This is a genomic window from Actinophytocola oryzae (assembly GCF_004364325.1).
Lineage (GTDB): Bacteria > Actinomycetota > Actinomycetes > Mycobacteriales > Pseudonocardiaceae > Actinophytocola > Actinophytocola oryzae.
The window spans coordinates 738,240-758,143 of record NZ_SOCP01000002.1 but is presented as its reverse complement, the minus strand read 5'-3'; the positions used below and the strand labels follow the sequence as shown (position 1 = coordinate 758,143).

Sequence of the window (19,904 nt, the reverse complement as noted above, 5' to 3'; positions counted from 1 at the left end):
CGCCAATATGAGCCAAACGGCTTGCCATGGCTCCATTCATGCGCCATAGTGGCGCCATGGACTTGACGCCGTATGTGGACACCGTTCGCCGGGAGCTTGCCGTCGCCGCCGAGGCTGGTGGCGACGACGCCCGTGCGCTCGCCGAGCGCCTGACCGCGCCACTGGCATCGGCCATCAAGCTCACGTTGTTGGACGCACTGTCCGCCGCCGCCGACGAGATCACCCGGGACCTCGCGCCGGGGTCGGTCGAGGTCCGCCTGCGTGCGGGTGACACGACCTTCGCGGTCACGCTCCCCCCGGTCGAACCGTCGACCGCGCCGGAGACCGCACATCGCACACCGACCGCGGAACCCGAGGCACCATCCGCCTCGGAGGACGACAGCTCGATGGTCCGCATCAACTTCAGGCTGCCGGAGACCCTCAAGGCCCGCGTCGAGGAGGCGGCCGCCGCGGAGGGACGCTCGGTCAACGCGTGGCTCGTGCGTGCCGCGTCCACTGCGCTCCAGCCCGCGGCCCAGAGCGGCCCGGTCGCACAGACGGGTGGCGGGCGTGGCGGGCACCGCGCGACGCAGCACGTCACCGGCTGGGTCAGCTGACCGCTCCCACCAGCACAAACATCGAACACACCACTTCCAAGGGGACAGCCATGCCTTCTTTCGACACGCCCGAACCGATCCTGGCGCACATCGAGCCCGCCGTCGGCAACGTCCGCGTCGTCGCGAGCGACCGCACCGACACGGTCGTCGACGTCCGGCCGAGCGACGAGACCAACGCCTCCGACGTCAAGGCCGCGGAGCAGACCCGCGTCGAGTTCTCCGGCGGCACACTCTCGGTCAAGGGGCCGAAGCTGCGCCCGCTCGACATCTCCAAGAAGACGCGGTCGATCGAGGTGACCGTCGAGCTGCCCGCAGGCTCGCGTGTGCAGGGCAGCACCGGCCTCGGCGACCTGCACGCCACCGGCAGGCTCGGTGAGTGCCGGTACAAGGCCAGCGCCGGACACGTCCAGTTCGACCACACCGGCGACCTGAACGTGTCCACCGCCGCGGGCAACATCGTCGTCGAGCACGTCGCGGGCAACGCCGACATCAGCACCAGCTCCGGCCGCGTGCACGTCGGTGCGGTCACCGGCACCGGCACGGTCAAGAACTCCAACGGCGCCACCACGGTCGGCTCGGCGGGCGGTCCGCTGCGGGTGCGGTCGGCCAACGGCGACATCACCGTCGAACACGCCGAGGACGAGGTCGACGCCAGGACCGCCAACGGCGCCGTGCGCGTGCTCGACGCCGTCCGCGGCACGCTCACGCTCGCGACCAGCATGGGCGACCTCGAGATCGGCATCCGCGAGGGCAGTGCGGCGTGGCTCGACGTGAAGACCCACTACGGCCGGGTCACCAACGACATGGACGCCGCCACCGCACCCGGTGCCGAGACCGACAAGGTCGAGGTGCGGGCCAACACCTCCTTCGGCGACGTCGCCATCCACCGCTCGTGACACCCGGGGGACACCACATGAGCCAGGCCATCTCGGCGACCGGACTGCGCAAGTCCTACGACGACAGGGTCGTGCTCGACGGCATCGACCTGGACGTCGCGCCCGGCACCGTGTTCTCGCTGCTCGGCCCCAACGGGGCAGGCAAGACCACCACCGTCAACATCCTGTCCACGCTGATCGGCCCGGACGGCGGCACCGCGGCCGTCGCCGGGCACGACCTGGCGACCGACCCGGACGGCGTCCGCGCCGCCATCGGCCTCACCGGCCAGTTCTCCGCGGTCGACAACCTGCTCACCGCCGAGGAGAACCTGCTCCTCATGGCGAACCTGCACCACCTGCCGCGCCGCGAGGGGCGCAGGCGCGCGGCGGCACTGCTCGACAGGTTCGACCTGGCCGACGTCGCCAAGAAGACGCCGGCCACCTACTCGGGTGGCATGCGCCGCAAGCTCGACCTCGCGATGACCCTGGTCGGCGACCCGTTGGTCATCTTCCTCGACGAGCCCACCACCGGCCTCGACCCGCGCAGCCGCCGCACCATGTGGGACATCATCCGCGACCTGGTGGCGAACGGCGTGACGATCTTCCTCACCACGCAGTACCTCGACGAGGCCGACCAGCTCGCGGACCGGATCGCGGTGCTCGATGGCGGCAGGCTCGTCGCGCAGGGCACCCCCGACGAGCTGAAGCGCCGGATGCCCGGCGGGCACCTGCGGCTGCGCTTCGCCGACACGGACGCACTGCACCGCGCGACGAACGTGCTCCACGTGTCCACAGAGGACGACGAGACGCACACGCTCCGGGTGCCGACCGACGGCAGCGTCACCTCGCTGCAGGCGGTGCTCGACCGGCTCACCGCGGCGGCGGTCACCGTCGAGAGCCTCACCATGCACACCCCCGACCTCGACGACGTCTTCCTCAGCCTCACCGGGCACCGGACCGAGCCCGAGAAGGAGCCGGCCAGATGACCACCCTGTCCTACGGGATGCGCGACTCGATGACCATGCTGCGCAGGAGTCTTCGGCGCATGCAGCGCTATCCGTCGCTCACGCTCCTGCTGGTCGGCCAGCCGATCGTGTTCCTGCTGCTGTTCGTCTACGTCTTCGGCGGCACCCTCGGCGACGGGCTCGGCTCGGCGGCCGTCACCGGGCTGGGCGGGCGCGCGGAGTACGTCGGCTATGTGACGCCGGCCATCCTGATGATCACCGTCGCCAGCGCGGCGATGGGTGTCGCCATCAACGTCGCCACGGACATGACCGAGGGCATCATCGCGCGGTTCCGCACCATGGCGATCAGCAGGGCCTCGGTGCTGACCGGTCACGTCATCGGCACGGTCATCCAGGCCGTGCTGGGCCTCGCGATCGTCCTCGGTGTCGCGCTGCTCGTCGGGTTCTCCCCCACGGCGACCTTCGGCGAATGGGTGGCGGCGGCCGGGGTGCTGTTGCTGCTGACGATCGCGCTCACCTGGCTGTGCGTGGCGATGGGCCTCGCCGCGAAGAGCGTCGAGACGGCGAGCAACACCCCGATGTTCCTCGCGCTGCTCCCCTTCTTCGGCAGCGGGTTCGTGCCCACCGACTCCATGCCGTCCTGGCTGCGCTGGTTCGCCGAGTACCAGCCCTTCTCGCCGGTCGTCGAGACGATCAGGGGTCTGCTGCTGGGCACCCCGGTCGGCGACAGCGGATGGCTCGCGGTCGGCTGGTGCGTACTGCTCGCGCTGCTCGGGTACGTGTGGTCGAAGTCGTTGTTCCGCAAGGAACGCAACCGATGACCGCCCCGATTCCCGGGCTGCCGACGACGAGGCCCGAGGGCTGCCCGTTCGACCCACCCGCCGAACTGGCCGAGCTGCGGCCGCTGACGAGGATGGTCTACCCCGACGGACACGTCGGCTGGCTGACGACCAGCCACGAGCTGGTCCGCGCCGTGCTCGCCGACAGCCGGTTCAGCGCACGCTACGAGCTCATGCACTACCCGTTCCCCGGTGGTCCCGATGAGATCCCACCCGCCATGCCCGGCGACCTGACCGGCATCGACGCACCGGAACACACCCGCTTCCGGGAGCTGCTGGCAGGCCGCTTCACCGTCCGCAGGATGCGGCTGCTCACCGAGCGCGTGGCGGAGATCTGCGCGGAACAGCTGGACACCATGGCCCAGCAGGGCCCGCCGACCGACCTGGTCACCGCCTACGCGCAGCCGGTGCCGGCGCTGACGATCTGCGAGCTGCTCGGCGTGCCCTACGCCGACCACGAGTTCTTCCAGCGAACGGTACGGACGCTGACCTCGACCAGCGCCGGGATGGAGGACCAGGGCGCCGCGCTGACGGCCCTGTACGAGTACCTGCACGAACTGGTCCTGGCCAAGCGGAGGTCACCGACCGACGACCTGCTGAGCGACCTGACGACCAGTGACCTGGACGACGTCGAACTGTCCGGCCTCGGCACCTTCCTGCTGGGTGCCGGCATGGACACCACCGCCAACATGATCGCCCTCGGTACGTTCGCGCTGCTGACCAACCCCGACCAGCTCGGCGAGCTGCGCGACGGTTGGTCCACTGTGGACGAGGCGGTCGAGGAGCTGTTGCGGTACCTGAGCATCGCGCACACCGGTGCCCGCGCCGCACTGACCGACGTCGAGCTGGGTGGCGAGCTGGTACGGGCGGGCGAGACGGTCACCGTCTCGTTGCAGGCGGCCAACCGGGACCCGGCGCGCTTCCCCGACCCGGACACCCTCGACCTGACCCGGCACGCGGCCGGTCACGTCGCACTGGGCCACGGCATCCACCAGTGTCTCGGCCAGCAGCTCGCCAGGGTGGAGATGCGTGTCGCGTTCCCGGCCCTGTTGAAGAGATTTCCCACGCTCCGCCTCGCGGTCGACGCGGCGGACGTGCCGCTGCGCACCGACTCGAACATCCACGGCGTGCACGGGCTGCCCGTCACCTGGTAGCGAACGGCAACAACGGTATCCCGAAGCGTGACCGGCCGACTACCCAACGCACCCTTCGAGTGGTTCAATGAGTTGTCTAGACCATTGACGCGAGGGAGCCCTGCATGTCCCGACGACGAAGTCGACTTCTCATCGCACCGGTCGTGGCCGTCGCGGCCGTCCTGGCCTCCGTGGGCACCGCCGACGCGGGCGGCAGGGAGGTGCCGCTGGCGGAGCTGCGGGTCACCACCACCGAGGTGGCCGCGGACCTGAACCGTCCCACGTCGGTCAACGGCCTGCCGGACGGCAGGCTGCTCGTCACGGAGAAACCCGGCCGCATCCGTTCCTACGACCCGAGATCCGGCCTCGCGCCGACCCCGGTGCTCGACATGACGGCCCGCGTGAACGAGACGGACGCCGAACGCGGCCTGCTCGGCCTGGCCCCCGCACCGGACTTCGCACGCAGCAGGACGGTCTACGTCGTCTACACGCGCATGCCGGACGCGGCGGTGACGCTGTCGCGCCTCAACCTCGCCACGGGCGCCGAGAAGGTCCTGCTCACCCAGGAGCACGCGGAGTTCGGCAACCACAACGGCGGACACGTCACGTTCGGCCCGGACGGCTACCTGTACATGGGCATCGGCGACGGCGGCAGCGGCGGCGACCCCTACGGCAGCGGGCAGAACCGGAACACGTTGCTCGGCAAGATACTGCGCATCGACGTGAGCAGGGCGTGCGCCCCGCTCCCCTACTGCGTGCCGGCGGGCAACCCGTTCGTCGGCGTCCCCGGCGCGCGGCCCGAGATCTGGGCGTCGGGCCTGCGCAACCCGTGGAAGTTCGCGTTCGACAGGGCCGACCGGTCCCTGTGGATCGCCGACGTGGGACAGGGCCGCTACGAGGAGGTCGACCACATCGGCGCCCGCGACGGCGGCACGAACTTCGGGTGGTCGTGCATGGAGGGACCGGTCGTCTTCGAGGAGACCCGCTGCGACCCCGCGGCCGACTACACGCCACCGGTGTTCGACTACCGCTCGGGACTCGAGGGCTGTGCCGTGATCGGCGGGCTGGTGTACCGAGGGCAGCGTTACGCGAACCTGGCGGCGGGCACCTACCTCGCGTCCGACTTCTGCGCCAACACCGCGTACGGCCTGCGTGCCAATAGGGACGGCACGTACACGAGCGCCCAGCTCGGCACGTTCCCCGAGTACGTCAACGCGTTCGGCACCGACCGCGACGGTGAGGTGTACCTCGTGACCGACCTGCCGGGCAAGGTGTACCGGGTCGGCTTCGCCAGGGCCTGACGGCACACGGCCAGGATGACCTCGACCCGAGGTCGTCCTGGCCCGTTCCGACACTCGATGGGATTACACCGGCCGGTAGGCCGTTCTGAGGGCCGACCAGCCGGGTAGTGTGGGCGGGTGATCGTCAGGTGGTTGGTCGTCGGCGTGGCCGTGGCGGGCTTGGCTCTCGTCTCGGGCTGTAGCGTGGACCAGCGGGCCGACGATGCCGCCAGGCAGGCGGGGCGGTTCGTGAACGCGTTGCGCGCCAACGATCTCGGCACCGCGTGCGAGCTGCTCGCACCGAACACCGCCAGCCACCTGACCCGTCCACATGAGACGTGCGGGCAGGCGCTCCCCACGCTCTCGCTGCCCGTCGGCGACGTACGCGACGCCTCCGTGTGGTCCGACCGCGCGCAGGTGCACACCAGCGACGACACGCTGTTCCTCGTCGAGCTCGACAGCGGCTGGCGCGTCGACGCCGCCGGGTGCACCCGCGCCGAGCGGGACACCTACGACTGCACGCTGGCGTCCGGATGAGACACGCGATCTTCGCGGTGTACCTCGGGGCGATCCTGCTCGGTCTCGCCTACTTCATCGTGATCGGACTCCTTCGCCCATGAAGCGGTACCTGCGCGCCAACGGGTTGAGCCTGGCGTTCGGCCTGCTCTTCCTCGCCACACTCGTCGGGCAGGCCGTGTCCGGGCACGCGGACTTCAACGACCAGCAGCTCGTCGACGGCGGCAGGCAGATCCCGTTCTGGACCTATGTCGCCAGCACGGACTTCGCCGTGGACGTCGCCGAGAACTGGCAGTCCGAGTACCTCCAGTTCTTCCTCTACATCTTCGCGACGGTCTGGCTCGTGCAGCTCGGCTCACCGGAGTCCAAGAAGCCCGCCGAGATCGGGACCGAGTCCGACGAGAAGCAGCTCGTCGGCGCGTACGCCACCGCGGACTCGCCGAAGTGGGTCCGCAGTGGCGGTTGGCGCACGCGGGTGTTCTCTCATTCCCTGTGCGCCACCATGGCCGTGGTGTTCCTGCTGTCCTGGCTCGCACAGTCCATCGCGGGCCAGGCCGCCTACAACGCCGAACAGCTGGCACAGCTCACCGACCCCGTCACGTGGGCGGGATACGTGGCGAGCGCCGACTTCTGGAACCGCACGCTCCAGAACTGGCAGTCCGAGTTCCTCGCCCTCGGCTCCATGGCCGTGTTCAGCGTCTACCTCCGCCAGCGCGGCTCACCGGAGTCGAAACCCGTCGGCGCCCCACACGCGACGACCGACAGCACCGGATAACCACCCGCCGGCCGAACGCACTGAAGGCGTCCTTCGTAACGCCGGGGGTACTGAAGGACGCCTTCAGTGCTCCCAGCGTAAGGAAGGCGTCCTTCAGTGCGGGTCCGGCTGACGCAGGAGCGCCAGCATCTCGGGCAGGTCGAAGAACTCCGCGATGTCCAGCGCGGAACGCGGACCGAGGGCCGGGTCGGCACCCGAGGCCAACAGTTGGGCGACATTGCGCTCGGAGCGGCGGAAAACCGCCGCTCCGAGCGCGGTCTGGCCACGGTCGTTGACCCTTGCCGTGTCGGCGCCCCGGTCGAGCAGTGCCCGCACCGTCTCCGGATGGTCGTGGTAGGCGGCCAGGATGAGCAGGGAGTCCCCGGCCTCGTTGGTGAGGTTCACGGGTATCCCGGCGTCGACCGCCGCCACGAGCCGCCCGGTCTCACCCTGACGGGCGAGATCGAACATCGAGCGGAGGAACGTCAGCTCCTCCTCGGTGAGTGCTTCTGGCACGACCGGACCTCTCAGGAGATGCTGGCGGGGAACCGTTCCCACACGCGGTGGGTGCCGAGCAGCTTGGTCACGTCACCGAGCACGGACGCCGCGTCGTCGCCGAGCACGACCCCCGGCCCGTCGGCACAACCGGCCGCCTCGAGCGCGACGGCCGCGTTGCCCCAGCCGCCGATCGCCTTCGAGTGGCGGAAGCACTCCTGGACCATCAGGACGACACGCGGGTCGACGACCGCCTTGCCGTTCGGCGACGGCAACGCGTCCGGGGCGGGCGGCGGGCTGCCCGCGAGCAGCAGCGCGTCGAACTCGACCGAACGGGCGGTGAGGAACGTGCGCTGCGCGACGAGGCCGCTGTCGGCGTCCAGCGGACCGCCGGTCGCCGCGATCAGCAGCGGCACCATCCCGGCGGCGAGGATCACCTCACGCACCGCACGCACGCCGTCGAGGTCGGCCGGGTCGACCACGATCCCGATGATGCGCCCGTCGACCGGCCAGCTGTGCCCGACCTGGGAGAGCGCGGGGCTCGGCGTGACCTTCTTCGGCCGCCCGGTGACGGTCGGGGCAGGCAGTCCGAGTCCCCTGGCCACCTCCTGGCACAGCACAGTGTCCACATTGGCCAGCACCTGCAGCTCGCGTTCCTTGATGGCCTGCTCGTAGCACTTGCCCAGCTCGAAGGTGAAGGCACGCACGACGTGCTCCTTCTCCACCGGCGAGAGGCTCTGCCAGAACAGCCTCGGCTGCGTGTAGTGGTCGGCGAAGGACACCGGCGACTGCCGCACCTTCGCCACCTTCGCCAACGGCTGCGCCACCTCCACGAACGGCCGGGCGTCGGGCCCGGTCTCGAACGGGTTGCCCCCGTCGAGGGTGTTCGGCCGGTACGGCGCGACCCCGGCGTGCACGGCGTGCTGGTGGAAGCCGTCGCGGAACATGTCGTTGACCGCCGTGTGCGGCCGGTTGATCGGGATCTGGTTGAAGTTCGGCCCGGCGAGCCTGGTCAGCTGGGTGTCCAGGTAGGAGAACAGCCGTGCCTGGAACAGCGGGTCGTCGGTCACGTCGATGCCGGGCACGAGGTTCCCGAGGTGGAACGCGACCTGCTCGGTCTCCGCGAAGTAGTTCAGCGTGTTGCGGTTGAGCGTCAGCATCCCCACCGGCTGCACCGGTGCCAGCTCCTCCGGCACGAACTTCGTCGGGTCCAGCAGGTCGATGCCCTCGAACGTCTGCCTCGGCGTGTCCGGGAAGACCTGCAGGCCCAGCTCCCACTGCGGGTACGCGCCGGACTCGATGGCGTCGGCGAGGTCGCGGCGGTGGTAGTCCGGGTCGAAGCCGTTGATCATCTGGGCCTCCTCCCACACCAGGGAGTGCACGCCCAGCTTCGGCTTCCAGTGGAACTTCGCGAGCGCGGTCTCCCCCTCGGCGTTGACGAGGCGGAACGTGTGGACCCCGAAGCCCTCCATCGTCCGGTAGGAGCGCGGGATCGCGCGGTCGGACATGTTCCACATGACGTGGTGGGTGGCTTCGGTGTGGGTCGAGACGAAGTCCCAGAACGTGTCGTGCGCGCTCTGCGCCTGCGGGATCTCGCGATCCGGGTGCGGCTTGGCCGCGTGGATGATGTCGGGGAACTTGATCCCGTCCTGGATGAAGAAGACCGGGATGTTGTTGCCGACCAGGTCGAAGTTGCCCTCCTGCGTGTAGAACTTCGTCGCGAACCCACGGGTGTCGCGGACGGCGTCGGCCGAGCCGCGTGACCCGACGACCGTGGAGAACCGGACGAACACCGGCGTCTCGACCCCGTTGGCCAGGAAGCCCGCCCTGCAGACGTTCGCACCCGTGCCGTAGCCGACGAACACGCCGTGCGCCCCGTAGCCACGCGCGTGCACGACCCGCTCCGGGATGCGCTCGTGGTCGAAGTGCATGACCTTCTCACGCAGGTGGTGGTCCTGCAGCAGCGTCGGCCCCCGCTCGCCTGCCTTCAGCGAGTGGTCGGTGTCGTACAGGCGCAGGCCGGCCGACGTGGTGAGGTACTCGCCCTGCTGCCCGTTGGACAGCTGCGGGGCGCCGGTGTCCGCGCCGGTCGGCGACACCGTCTCCGGGCCGGTCTGGTCGGCCTTGGGCGCCAGCGGCCCACGGGGCTCGACCGGCTCCTCGAGCGAAGGCGGCTCACTGCCCGGCGCGCCGGGGATAGGGGGATTCACCAGCTCGGCGACCTTCTCCACCGCCTTCTCGAGTGCCGCCTTGACGAGCTTGCCCGGTTTACCTGAAGCCACTTCGTCCTCCTCGTAGGGGAAAGTTGCTACAGGCAATACCCAGGGATCCGGCCCCTACTCAACGCCGAACCGACGACTCTCGGCCCCGGCGAGCCACCCAGGCCTCGACACCGTCCAGGAACCGGTCGACCCCGAAGCTCAACTCGGCGGGCAGCGCGTCCCGTTCCCGTTCGACCTCGGCACTCTCGGCGGCGTGGACCGCGGCCAGCGCCGGGTAGACGTCCGGATCGATGAACCCGGCGAGCACCTGGGCCACCTCGGCCTCGGTGCGGGGGTGGCCGTCGTCGGTCCTGTGCGCGCTGGTCAGGTCCGTGCTGATCTGTGCCGTGCCGCGCACGACCGCGGTCAGGTGCAGGGCCGCCGCCCTGGCCTCGCCGCCCCTCAGACCGGCCACGAGCAGGGGCCGCAGCAGGCGGTCGAGCCACGCGAGTTGGTTGGGCCCGATCGGCGCGTGGTCGAGCGGGACGCGGAGCAGCCAGGGGCGTGTCTGGAAACCTGCCCACAGCGCGCCGACCCAGTGCCGCACCGCGTACCGGAAGTCGTCCGCTCGGTCGGGCTCGGGCGGCCTGCCTGCCGCGACGTCGGCGACCACCTCGAGCAGCAGGTCCTTGCTGGGGATGTGGTTGTAGATGGACATCGTCGAGTAGCCCAGCTCGGCGGCGATCCGCTGCATCGACAGCGCTTCCAGGCCGTCCGCGTCCGCGATCCGGATGGCGGCCTGCGCGATCCCCTCCACGGTGAGGCGTGCTCGTGGCCCGCGCCGGCCCGGGGAGCGCCCCTCCCACAGCAGCGTGAGGCTGTGCTGAAGATCCGGGCTCTTGCCCCGTGTCGCCATGTGCCGTCCCGTCCGTGTCGTCGGCACATTCTAAAACTATGCATGTCCTACATATTTATGTATGGTGTACGTAGTTTTTCCTGGCCTCCCCGGAACGGATTCCCCATGACCTCGACGAAGGACGTGCCGCCCCGCCGCGTGCGCACCTGGTGGCGCCGCCCCTGGATCGGGCCCCTGTTCCTGGTGGCAGCGGCGTTCCTGGCGTTCTCGGTGCCGCCCTACCTGACCCTCGACCCGTCGCTGTCCCGGCTGGAACCGCCGGAGGGCAACGACGTCTACTACCCGCTGCTGGTCGCGCACGTCCTGTTCGGCGCGGTGGCGATGGTGACGGCCTGCTTCCAGATCTGGCCCGCGTTCCGCAACACCCACCGGCGCGGGCACCGGCTCACCGGCCGGCTCTACGTCTTCGGCGGTGCGCTCCCCGCCGGCGTGCTCGGGCTGTACATCGGCTGGCACACCACGGCGGGCCCGTCGGTGCGGGTGGCGAACCTGGTCGGCTCGGCGCTGTGGCTCACGGTCACGATCATCGGCCTGCGGATGGCCCGGCAAGGCCGTTACGGTGACCACCGCAGGTGGATGTCACGCAGCTTCGCGCTCGCCATGTCGATCGTGCTGAGCCGGGTCGTCAACGTGGTGGCCACGATCGTGCTCACACCGCAGGTGGACACCACCTTCGGCGGCAGCGAGGAGCTGATGCGGTACAGCGCCGTGAGCATCGGGGTGTGGCTCAGCCCGCTGCTCCTGTTGCTGCTCACGGACTGGCTGCTGGAACGCCGCCAACCAGGCAGCCGCCGCACCGCCACGCGGGGTGTCGGCACGAGCGTCCGGGTGCCGAGCGCCTGAGGACTAGGTGGTCTGGCCGTGAACGTGGATGGCGTGGCCGTAGAAGCCCTCCGGCTGCCGAGCCAGGAGCGAGGGAACCCGGCGGCTGGCCGCGGCGACCGGCTCGGAACGGGTGGTCGCGTCGTGGGCTTCCTTGTCGATCCACAGCTGTGTCAGCCAGATCGTGTCCGGATCGTCGAAGGCGGTGTTGATGCTGTACGCGAGCAGGCCGCCGCCGTCGCCGGCACGGAACCCGTCGAGGAGCGCGGCGACCAGGTCGTCACGCCGGCCGGGCAGTGCGGTCATCCGTCCGTAGACACTGAACATGTTCCCGCCGGACACGCGCGTTCCCCCTTCGCCGGGAGCTTGTCGTCAGTGCACTGTAGATCAAGACCTCCCGGGTGGACGCACGACGTCCCCGCCGCGCTCCGCATCACCCATGACGCGGCCTCCGACTCCGGGAAGAACCCTGGAGTTCCGCTCACGCCTCGTTGCCCGCGTCGAGGTCCCGGACCGACTGGAAGCCGAGCTGGCCCAGGTCCGCTCCGCCACCCACGGCCGTCGGTTCGAGCAGGATGCCCTCGTGGTCGCCGGTGTCGTGCCGGGACAGGACCCGCCCGACGAACCACTGCGGGCAGTCCGCCAGCACGGGCACACCGTCCGGACCGTCGTGCCACTCACAGCGGGTGAACTTGTCCTCGTCGAACCCGGTGACCGTGCCGAAAAGCTCCGCGAGCAATCGGTTCCCCCGTCCCAGCACGTGCACGCCGAGCCGGTCGCAACGCCCGGCCACCTGAAAAGTCCGGTTGTTCTTCGACAGCCACACCATGTACCTCGGCGGGTCGATCGCGCACTGGCTCGCGAACCCGACCAGGCAGCCTGCCCGCCTGTGACCGTCGTTCGCGGTCACGATGAGCATCGGGTAGTCCAGCCGACCGACCAGGTCGTCGAAGTCCGCCATGGGCGACACCGTACTGGGACGGGCGGACGCGGACGCCGGGTCGGTGTCAGAGCCGTGTCAGGTCGGTGACAGGACGACCGGTGATCGTGGTGACAACAAACCACCACGAAAGGAAACCGATGAGCCAGCCGGTTCCCATCCCACACGGCCTGCCCATGCAGCGTGACGTGACCCCGTTCGACCCGCCCCGCGAGATCACCGAGCTGCGCGGGGCCCGCCCCGTCAGTCCGATGCTCTTCCCCGACGGGCACGAGGGCTGGCTCGTCACCGGCTACGACGCGGTCCGCAGGCTCCTGGCCGACACCCGGTTCAGCTCCCGCCAGGACCTCGGCATCCTCCACATGCCCTACGAGACCCCCGGCATGCCCGCCCCCACCGAACCGTCCCCCCAGATCCCGGGCATGTTCGTCGCGATGGACCCGCCGGACCACGGCAGGCTGCGCAAGAAGCTCACCGGCGCCTTCACCGTCAAGCGCATGAAGACGCTCGAGGAGCACATCGTCGAGATCGTCGAACAGCAGCTGGAGAAGCTGGCGAACATGGCCCCGCCGGTCGACCTCGTCAAGGAGTTCGCCCTGCCGGTGCCGTCACTGGTGATCTGCGAGCTGCTCGGGGTCCCCTACGCCGACCGCGAGAACTTCCAGGTCAACTCCGCCAAGTTCCTGGTCAGGGACCAGTCGCTCGAGGAGAAGATGGGCGCGTACATCGCGCTGAACACGTACCTGACCGAGCTGGTCACGGGCAAGCGCGCCGAACCGGGCGACGACCTCCTGTCCGACCTGGCCCGCGACGACGACGTCACGATCGAGGAGCTGACCGGCGTCGCCTTCCTGCTGCTGTTCGCCGGCCACGAGACCACCGCCAACGTGCTGGCCCTGGGCACCTTCGCGCTGCTGGAGAACCCCGGGCAGCTGGCCGAGCTGCGTGCCGACGCCGACCTGATGCCCGGTGCGGTCGAGGAGCTGATGCGCTACCTGTCCATCGCGGACATCTTCTTCCGCTACGCCACGGAGGACATCGAGCTGTGCGGGGAGAAGATCCCCGAGGGGTCGACCGTCGTGATCTCCCTGCTGGCCGCCAACCACGACCCCGAGCGCTTCGACGACCCCGACACCCTCGACATCCACCGCACGGCCCGCGGCCACCTGTCCTTCGGCCACGGCATCCACCAGTGCCTCGGCCAGCAGCTGGCCCGCATCGAGATGCGTGCCGGTCTCGGGGGCCTGCTGCGGCGCTTCCCCGACCTCGCGCTCGCCGTCCCGGCCGGCGAGGTGCGGCTCAAGTCCGACATGAACATCTACGGCGTGCACGAACTGCCGGTGACCTGGACGGAGACGGCCAAGTGACGACCTCAGCGATCGCGGTCTCGGGACTGCGCAAGGCATTCGGGGACAAGATCGTGCTCGACGGCATCGACCTCGAAGTGGGTGCAGGCACGATCTTCTCCCTGCTCGGCCCGAACGGGGCGGGCAAGACGACGACGGTCAACGTGCTCACCACGCTGATCCGCGCCGACGGCGGGACGGCACAGGTCGCGGGCCACGACGTCGCGACCGACGCCAGGGCGGTGCGTGCGGCGATCGGCGTCACCGGTCAGTTCGCCGCGGTCGACGAGCTGCTGACCGGGCAGGAGAACCTCCAGCTGATGGTGGACCTGGACCGCAGGGGCTCCGGTGACGGCGGCCGCGTCGTCGCGGACCTGCTGGAGCGGTTCGACCTGGTGGAGTCGGCGCAGAAGCCCGCGTCGACCTATTCCGGGGGCATGCGCCGGAAGCTGGACCTCGCGATGACGCTCGTCGGCAGGCCCAGCATCATCTTCCTCGACGAGCCGACGACAGGGCTGGACCCGCGCAGCCGCCGCACGATGTGGACGATCATCCGCGAGCTGGTCGCCGACGGCGCGACCATCTTCCTCACCACCCAGTACCTCGAGGAGGCCGACCAGCTCGCCGACCGGATCGCGGTGCTCGACCAGGGCCGCCTGGTCGCCCAGGGCACTCCCGACGAGCTGAAGCGCCGGCTCCCCGGCACGCACGTGCGGCTGCGGTTCACCACCGTCGCGGAGCTGGACGAGGCCGCGCGGATCTTCCCCGAGGCCACGCGCGACGACGAGGCCCTGGCCCTGCGGGTGCCGAGCGACGGCGGCACGAAGTCGCTGCGGTCCGTGCTCGACCGGCTCGACGAGTACTCGGCCGGCGCCGAGGAGTTCTCCGTCCACACCCCCGATCTCGATGACGTCTTCCTCGCTTTGACCGGCCACGACACGGCCCACGACACAGAGGCGGTCGCGAAATGAGTGCCAAGTCCCCTTCGATCGTCATGCTGAGGCGCAACTTCAAGCACCTCGCGAGGAACCCGACCTCGGTGTTCAACGCGGTCCTCATGCCGATCCTGATGATGTTCATGTTCGTGTACATGCTCGGCGACGCGTTCGACGTCGGCGTGGACTACGTCGACTACGCGACGCCGGGGCTGGTGCTCCTGGCCGTCTGCTACGGGCTGGGCGGCACCGCGACCTCGGTGAACTCCGACATGACCAAGGGCATCATCAACCGGTTCAAGGTCATGGACGTCTCCAGGGGCGCGGTCCTGACCGGGCACGTCGTCACCAGCGTGCTGACCAACCTGATCGCCATCGTGGCGCTGGTCGGGGTGGCGTTCCTGATGGGGTTCAGCCCGTCGGCGAGCCTGCTCGACTGGCTGGGCGTGCTCGGCGTCGTCCTGCTGCTGGGCACCGCCGCGGGCTGGTTCACCGTCGCGCTGGGCATGTCGGCGAAGTCCCCCGAGACGGCGGGCATGGCCGCGGTGCCGCTGGTCCTGCTGCCGTTCTTCAGCAGCGCGATCGTGCCCGCGGACAAGATGGGCCCCGTCATCCGGCAGTTCGCGGAGTACCAGCCGTTCACGCCGATCATCGAGACCATGCGCGGGTTGCTCGACGGCGCCGGACCGGCCACCGGCGACGTGATCGCCGCCCTCGCCTGGTGCGTCGGGATCGCGCTGGTCGGTTACCTGTGGGCGCGCGCCACCTTCACGAAGCGAGCGTGACCGCGACCAGCTCGGTCCAGACCGTCTCCGTGCCCTCCCGAGCCGCCTCCGCGAACCGCGTGTCGCCGAGGCGGCTCCGGGCCGCCTGCTCGATCCGGGCGGCGTCCGGGTGGGAGCGGTCCGGCAGGCCGCGCATCGCGTCGCCCGCCGCGAGGAGCCGCGCCGCCTGCTCGTACTGTTCGCGGCGCAGCGCCAGGTCCGCGACTCCGACCAGTGCCTGCGCGATCGCGAGCGGGTGGCCTGCCTCCGCCGCTGCCTCGACGGCCGCGGCCCGGTGTTCGCGGGCGAGGTCGGGATCGTCGGCGAGGTAGCCGAGCAGGTCCTGGGTCAACGTGCTGATGTGCGGCTCCTTCGCCTCGTGGCCCAGCAGGGTCGTGGCGATGGCGAGCTGCTCGTAGGCCACCTCGGCGTTGCCGTCCCAGCGGGCGAGCTGTGCCTTGCCGAGAGCCAGCTCGGCCAGCGCGTCCGGCCAGGTGACCCCCTGCGCGCACCGCTCCGCCTCGGCGAGCGCGGCAGCGCTCGCGTCCCCGTCGCCCATCAGCCGGTACAGCTGGGCCTGCTGCACCCGCAGCCGGATGACGTCGTCGATCGCGCCGACCTCGTCGATCACGAAGATGGCCTGTTCGAGGTACTCGCAGGCGCCGGAGAACTCGCCACGCACGGCGACCCGCGCGGCCAGCTCGGTCAGGGCGAACGAGGTCCCCCACCGTTCACCCAGTGCCCGGAACTCGGTGAGGGCCAGCTCGAGGTACTCGTCCGCGTCCAGGCCGCCCTGCCCGACCATGACCCGCATCTTGCCGTGCTGGAGCCGGGCCAGCGCGCGTACCCAGGGGTCCTCCGCGTCCAGCAGCGGCTCCCACGCGGTCAGGGGCGACTCCGGTGCCTCCAGCATGCGCACGAGCGGGGTGACGAGCCCGAACAGCGGGTTGTTCTCCTTGCTCCGCAGACTGAACTCGTGTGCCTTGTGGATCCACTCGGCGGCGTGGTGCTCGTCGCGCCGTCCCGAGACCCCGAACATCACGACGTAGCCGTAGACCATGGCCTGGATCTCGTCCGGCACCTCGCCCGGTGTCCTCGTGGCCGCGGTGATCAGCTCGAAGCCCTCGGCCTTGTAGCCCGCGAACCACCAGTACCAGCCCGCGCCCGCCGCGAGCCGCATCGCCTCGTACGCCTCGCCCGCGGCGAGCGCGCCACGCATGGCGGAGCTGATGTTGTCGTGTTCGGCCTGGAGCCTGGCGAGCCAGTCCAGTTGTTCGGCGCGGCGCAGGTGCGGATCCGCGGCCTCGGCCAGCTCGGTGAAGTAGGCGAGGTGCGCGTGCCGAGCCAGGTCGGACTCCCCCGACTCCGCGAGCCGGTGCGCGGCGTACTCCTTGACGATGCCGGCCATCCGGAAACGCTGCGTGGTCTCGCCCCCGGTGACCAGCAACGACTTCTCGGCGAGCGCGGTGAGCAGTTCGAGCACCTGCTCCGGCTCGACGACCTCGTCCGCGCAGACCCGCTCGGCCGCCTCGAGGCTCGCGCCGCCCGAGAACGCCGAGAGCCTGCGCAGGACCGTCCGTTCGGCGTCGGAGAGCAGCTCCCAGCTCCAGTCGACCACCGCGCGCAGCGTCCTGTGCCGGGGCAGCGCGGTGCGGCTGCCGCCGGTCAGCAGGCGGAACCGGTCGTCGAGCCGGTTGGCGAGCTGGTCGATGGACATCGTGCGCAGCCTGGCCGCGGCCAGCTCGATCGCCAGCGGCATCCCGTCCAGCGCGCGGCAGACGCGCAGCATCGTCGACAACGTCCCGGCGTCGCCCGCGAGGTCCTTGCGCACCGCACCCGCCCGGTCCCGTAGCAGCCGGACGGCCGGGGAGGACTCGATCTCGCTCGCGTCGGCGTCGCCGGAAGGCAGCGCGAGCGGCACGACCGGCCACAGCGCCTCACCGGTGATGCTGAGCGGTTCCCTGCTCGTCGCGAGGATCCGCAGCCGCCGGCACTCGCCGAGCAGGCGGTGGGCGAACGCCGCGGCCGCCTCGATCACGTGCTCGCAGTTGTCCAGGACCAGCAGCGCCTCGCGGTCGCGGACGGCGGCGATGACGCGGTCGGTCAGCTCCGCGTTCGGCTGGGTGCCGAGCAGGGTGTCCCGCAGGCCGAGCGCGGTGATCGTCGACTGCGCCACGTCGTCGGCGGTGCCGATGGGTGCCAGCTCCACCAGCCAGGCCCCGTCGGGGAGGTCGTCGAGCATCGTGCGCGCGGTCTCCGTGGCCAGCCTGGTCTTCCCCGAGCCGCCCGGCCCGATCAGGGTGACGAGGCGGTGTCCGGCGACGAGCTCGCGGACCGCGGCGACATCGGCGTCCTTGCCGACGAAACTGGTCAGCTCGGCACGCAGGTTGGTCCGCCGGTTCTCCTCCCGGCGCTGTCCCAGCTCGCCGCGCAGGAGCGCCACGTGCAGTGCGGACAGCTCCGGTGACGGGTCGACCCCCAGCTCGGTGGCCAGGGCCTCCCGCGTGCGCTGGTAGACGAGGAGGGCCTCGGTGTCGCGCCCGGTCGCGACGAGGGCACGCATCAGCGCGGCGACGAGCCGTTCACGCACGGGGTGCGCGGCGACCAGGTCGGTCAGCTCGGTGACGAGCGCGGCCCCGTGGCCATGGTCGACCTCGGCGTCGAACCGCTCCTCCATCGCGGCGAGGCGCAGCCCCTCGAGGCGGGTGACCGCCGCGTCGAACGCCTCGCTGTCCTGTGCGCCGACGTCCTGCATGACGGTGCCACGCCAGAGGCCGAGTGCCTCACGCAGCAGCCCGGCGTCGTCGTCGGCACGGGCCCTGGCGACGAGACGCTCGAACCGCACGGCGTCGACGTCGTCGGGCGCCACCTTCAGGCGGTAGCCGTCGGTGTGACCGTCGACGACCCCTTCCGGCAGCAGCTTCCTGAGTCGGGAGACCAACCGCTGCAGGGCGTTCGCCGCGTCGGCGGGCGGGCGCTCACCCCAGATCCAGTCGACGAGCGTCGCCTTCGGGACGACACGCCCCGGCTCGAGGGCGAGGGCGACCAACAGCCCACGCAACCGCGCACCCGGCACGTCGGCGAGGACGCCGTCGTCGGCACGAACCTCGAACGGCCCAAGCATCCCGATCCGCACCCGCCAGATCCTGCCATGGTCACCGGTAGAGAGCGGGCCGCCACGGTCAGTGCCGTGGCGGCGCACCGGCCCTCGACCGACACCTCCGGCGATCCGCCGGGCAGTAGGCAGGCAGAACGGAGCAGGCCTGCGTGGATGTCCGAATGAGACGGACGTCATGTCGGTCACACCGGAGGGCGGGAGTCGTTGCGGGGGCGGAAGATAAGCCCTTCGCAGGCAGGACCGGGACAGCTGCCCGGCGACGAGGAGGTCACGTGACCGAGCCGACCACCGAGGGTCCACTGGCCGGACTGCGGGTTCTGGAACTCGGCGGCATGGGGCCCGGCCCGTTCGCCACGATGCTGCTCGCCGACCTCGGGGCAGACGTCGTGCGGATCGACCGTCCGGGCGGGACGTCGTTCTTCCCCGGCGGTGACACCCAGAACCTGCTCAACCGGGGAAAGCGTTCCGTCGCACTGGACCTGAAGGACCCGGACGGTCTCGCGGTGGCGCGACGACTGGCGCGGCACGCACACGCCGCTGTGGAGGGTTTCCGCCCGGGGGTGGCCGAGCGGTTGGGCGTCGGGCCCGAGGACCTGTGGCGTGACAACCCGGCACTGGTCTACGGCCGGATGACCGGGTGGGGTCCGGACGGGCCCCGGGCGACGACGGCGGGCCACGACATCAACTACATCGCGATCACCGGCGCCCTGCACGCGATCGGCGGCAAGGACGGACCGCCGCAGGTCCCGCTGAACCTCCTCGGCGACTTCGCGGGCGGCGGGATGTACCTGGTCGTGGGGATCCTCGCGGCGCTGCGCGAGGCCGACCGGACCGGACGGGGCCAGGTCGTCGACGCCGCGATCGTCGACGGTGTCGGACACCTGCTGGCCAGTACCCGCTCCAGGGTCGCGACCGGTGACTGGACGGACCGGCGGGGAACCAACATGCTCGACGGCGGCGCGGCGCCGTTCTACGGGGTCTACGAGACCTCGGACGGCGAGCACGTGGCGGTGGGGGCGATCGAGGTGCCGTTCTACGCGGCACTGATCGGCGGACTGGGGCTCGACGAGCCGCTCGACCGGCAGCACGACCGGGCGGCCTGGCCCGCGCTGCGGTCGAGGATCGCCGCCAGGTTCCGCGAACGCACCCAGGCGGAGTGGGCCGCGACCTTCGACCACACCGACGCCTGCGTCTCACCGGTGCGCAGCCTGCTCGGCGCGTCGGACGACCCCCAGCTCGCCGCGCGCGGGGCTCTCGTCGAACAGGACGGGATACTCCAGCCCGCTCGCGCGCCGCGGTTCTCCGGCCACCGGCAGGGTCCGGTCGGGCGTCCGCCGCGTGCGGGCGAGCACACCGAGGAGGTACTCGATGAGTGGCTCGTCACCGACGACCGCGATTCCGGGTGAGAC

The 19,904-nt window shown here is 70.6% G+C and carries 19 protein-coding genes; 13 read left to right on the top strand and 6 right to left on the bottom strand.

All coding sequences use genetic code 11. From position 1 onward, the window contains the following. Positions 1-56 precede the first annotated feature (56 nt). From CLV71_RS07075 to CLV71_RS07040, 8 genes are all read left to right on the top strand, one after another. The gene (locus tag CLV71_RS07075; protein ID WP_133901782.1) at positions 57-596 is read left to right on the top strand and encodes a toxin-antitoxin system HicB family antitoxin; all 540 of its coding nucleotides are present in this window, start codon (positions 57-59) and stop codon (positions 594-596) included. Between the two features lie 50 nt (positions 597-646). Beyond that, a complete protein-coding gene (locus CLV71_RS07070; protein ID WP_133901781.1) occupies positions 647-1,492 on the top strand; it encodes a DUF4097 family beta strand repeat-containing protein in 846 nt (281 codons plus the stop codon). 17 nt (positions 1,493-1,509) lie between these two features. Next, positions 1,510-2,457 carry an ATP-binding cassette domain-containing protein gene (locus CLV71_RS07065; RefSeq protein WP_133901780.1) on the top strand — a complete coding sequence of 316 codons (948 nt, stop codon included), beginning with the start codon at positions 1,510-1,512 and terminating at the stop codon, positions 2,455-2,457. Next, positions 2,454-3,257 carry an ABC transporter permease gene (locus CLV71_RS07060; protein ID WP_133901779.1) on the top strand — a complete coding sequence of 268 codons (804 nt, stop codon included), beginning with the start codon at positions 2,454-2,456 and terminating at the stop codon, positions 3,255-3,257. Before CLV71_RS07065 ends, CLV71_RS07060 begins: the two co-directional genes overlap by 4 nt. After that, positions 3,254-4,429, top strand: coding sequence for a cytochrome P450 (locus tag CLV71_RS07055; protein ID WP_133901778.1), 1,176 nt, complete (start codon positions 3,254-3,256; stop codon positions 4,427-4,429). The genes CLV71_RS07060 and CLV71_RS07055 overlap by 4 nt, the downstream gene beginning before the upstream one ends. Positions 4,430-4,533: 104 nt before the next feature. Beyond that, positions 4,534-5,709 (top strand): PQQ-dependent sugar dehydrogenase, encoded by a 1,176-nt coding sequence (locus tag CLV71_RS07050; protein WP_133901777.1) that lies wholly within the window; start codon positions 4,534-4,536, stop codon positions 5,707-5,709. 117 nt (positions 5,710-5,826) lie between these two features. After that, positions 5,827-6,225, top strand: coding sequence for a hypothetical protein (locus tag CLV71_RS07045; protein WP_133901776.1), 399 nt, complete (start codon positions 5,827-5,829; stop codon positions 6,223-6,225). 79 nt (positions 6,226-6,304) lie between these two features. Further along, complete coding sequence (locus tag CLV71_RS07040) at positions 6,305-6,979, top strand: DUF6766 family protein (RefSeq protein WP_133901775.1); 675 nt, start codon at positions 6,305-6,307, stop codon at positions 6,977-6,979. 93 nt (positions 6,980-7,072) lie between these two features. On the opposite strand, the gene CLV71_RS07035 is transcribed toward CLV71_RS07040, so the two are convergent. The 3 genes from CLV71_RS07035 to CLV71_RS07025 are packed head-to-tail and all read right to left on the bottom strand — an operon-like array spanning position 7,073 to position 10,570. Further along, positions 7,073-7,474, bottom strand: coding sequence for an ankyrin repeat domain-containing protein (locus CLV71_RS07035; RefSeq protein ID WP_133901774.1), 402 nt, complete (start codon positions 7,472-7,474; stop codon positions 7,073-7,075). Between the two features lie 11 nt (positions 7,475-7,485). Further along, complete coding sequence (locus CLV71_RS07030; protein WP_133901773.1) at positions 7,486-9,735, bottom strand: catalase; 2,250 nt, start codon at positions 9,733-9,735, stop codon at positions 7,486-7,488. Positions 9,736-9,793: 58 nt separating this feature from the next. After that, the gene (locus tag CLV71_RS07025) at positions 9,794-10,570 is read right to left on the bottom strand and encodes a TetR/AcrR family transcriptional regulator (protein WP_133901772.1); all 777 of its coding nucleotides are present in this window, start codon (positions 10,568-10,570) and stop codon (positions 9,794-9,796) included. Positions 10,571-10,675: 105 nt separating this feature from the next. Between CLV71_RS07025 and CLV71_RS07020 the strand changes: the two genes are divergently transcribed. Continuing rightward, positions 10,676-11,413, top strand: a complete 738-nt coding sequence (locus CLV71_RS07020; protein ID WP_133901771.1) for a DUF2306 domain-containing protein — start codon at positions 10,676-10,678, stop codon at positions 11,411-11,413. A gap of 3 nt (positions 11,414-11,416) precedes the next feature. Here CLV71_RS07020 and CLV71_RS07015 read toward each other — a convergent pair whose 3' ends face one another. Together CLV71_RS07015 and CLV71_RS07010 are read right to left on the bottom strand one after the other, a co-directional pair. Next, positions 11,417-11,734 (bottom strand): putative quinol monooxygenase, encoded by a 318-nt coding sequence (locus tag CLV71_RS07015; RefSeq protein WP_133901770.1) that lies wholly within the window; start codon positions 11,732-11,734, stop codon positions 11,417-11,419. Positions 11,735-11,873: 139 nt separating this feature from the next. Further along, positions 11,874-12,353 carry a flavin reductase family protein gene (locus tag CLV71_RS07010; RefSeq protein WP_133901769.1) on the bottom strand — a complete coding sequence of 160 codons (480 nt, stop codon included), beginning with the start codon at positions 12,351-12,353 and terminating at the stop codon, positions 11,874-11,876. A 119-nt stretch (positions 12,354-12,472) separates the two neighbouring features. Here CLV71_RS07010 and CLV71_RS07005 point away from each other — a divergent pair, with 119 nt between their 5' ends. From CLV71_RS07005 to CLV71_RS06995, 3 genes are read left to right on the top strand one after another with little or no spacing between them, the layout of a single operon-like run. After that, positions 12,473-13,699, top strand: coding sequence for a cytochrome P450 (locus tag CLV71_RS07005; RefSeq protein ID WP_133901768.1), 1,227 nt, complete (start codon positions 12,473-12,475; stop codon positions 13,697-13,699). Further along, positions 13,696-14,649: an ATP-binding cassette domain-containing protein gene (locus CLV71_RS07000; RefSeq protein ID WP_133901767.1), complete on the top strand. Its 954-nt coding sequence runs from the start codon at positions 13,696-13,698 to the stop codon at positions 14,647-14,649. The genes CLV71_RS07005 and CLV71_RS07000 overlap by 4 nt, the downstream gene beginning before the upstream one ends. Next, positions 14,646-15,398 (top strand): ABC transporter permease, encoded by a 753-nt coding sequence (locus CLV71_RS06995; protein ID WP_133901766.1) that lies wholly within the window; start codon positions 14,646-14,648, stop codon positions 15,396-15,398. Before CLV71_RS07000 ends, CLV71_RS06995 begins: the two co-directional genes overlap by 4 nt. Here CLV71_RS06995 and CLV71_RS06990 read toward each other — a convergent pair. After that, entirely contained in the window at positions 15,382-18,513 is a 3,132-nt protein-coding gene (locus CLV71_RS06990; protein ID WP_133901765.1) for an AfsR/SARP family transcriptional regulator, read from the bottom strand. The two genes, CLV71_RS06995 and CLV71_RS06990, sit on opposite strands and share 17 nt — an antisense overlap. 254 nt (positions 18,514-18,767) lie before the next feature. Between CLV71_RS06990 and CLV71_RS06985 the strand changes: the two genes are divergently transcribed. Beyond that, positions 18,768-19,901: a CaiB/BaiF CoA transferase family protein gene (locus CLV71_RS06985; RefSeq protein WP_279588712.1), complete on the top strand. Its 1,134-nt coding sequence runs from the start codon at positions 18,768-18,770 to the stop codon at positions 19,899-19,901. The last annotated feature ends 3 nt before the right edge of the window (positions 19,902-19,904 follow it).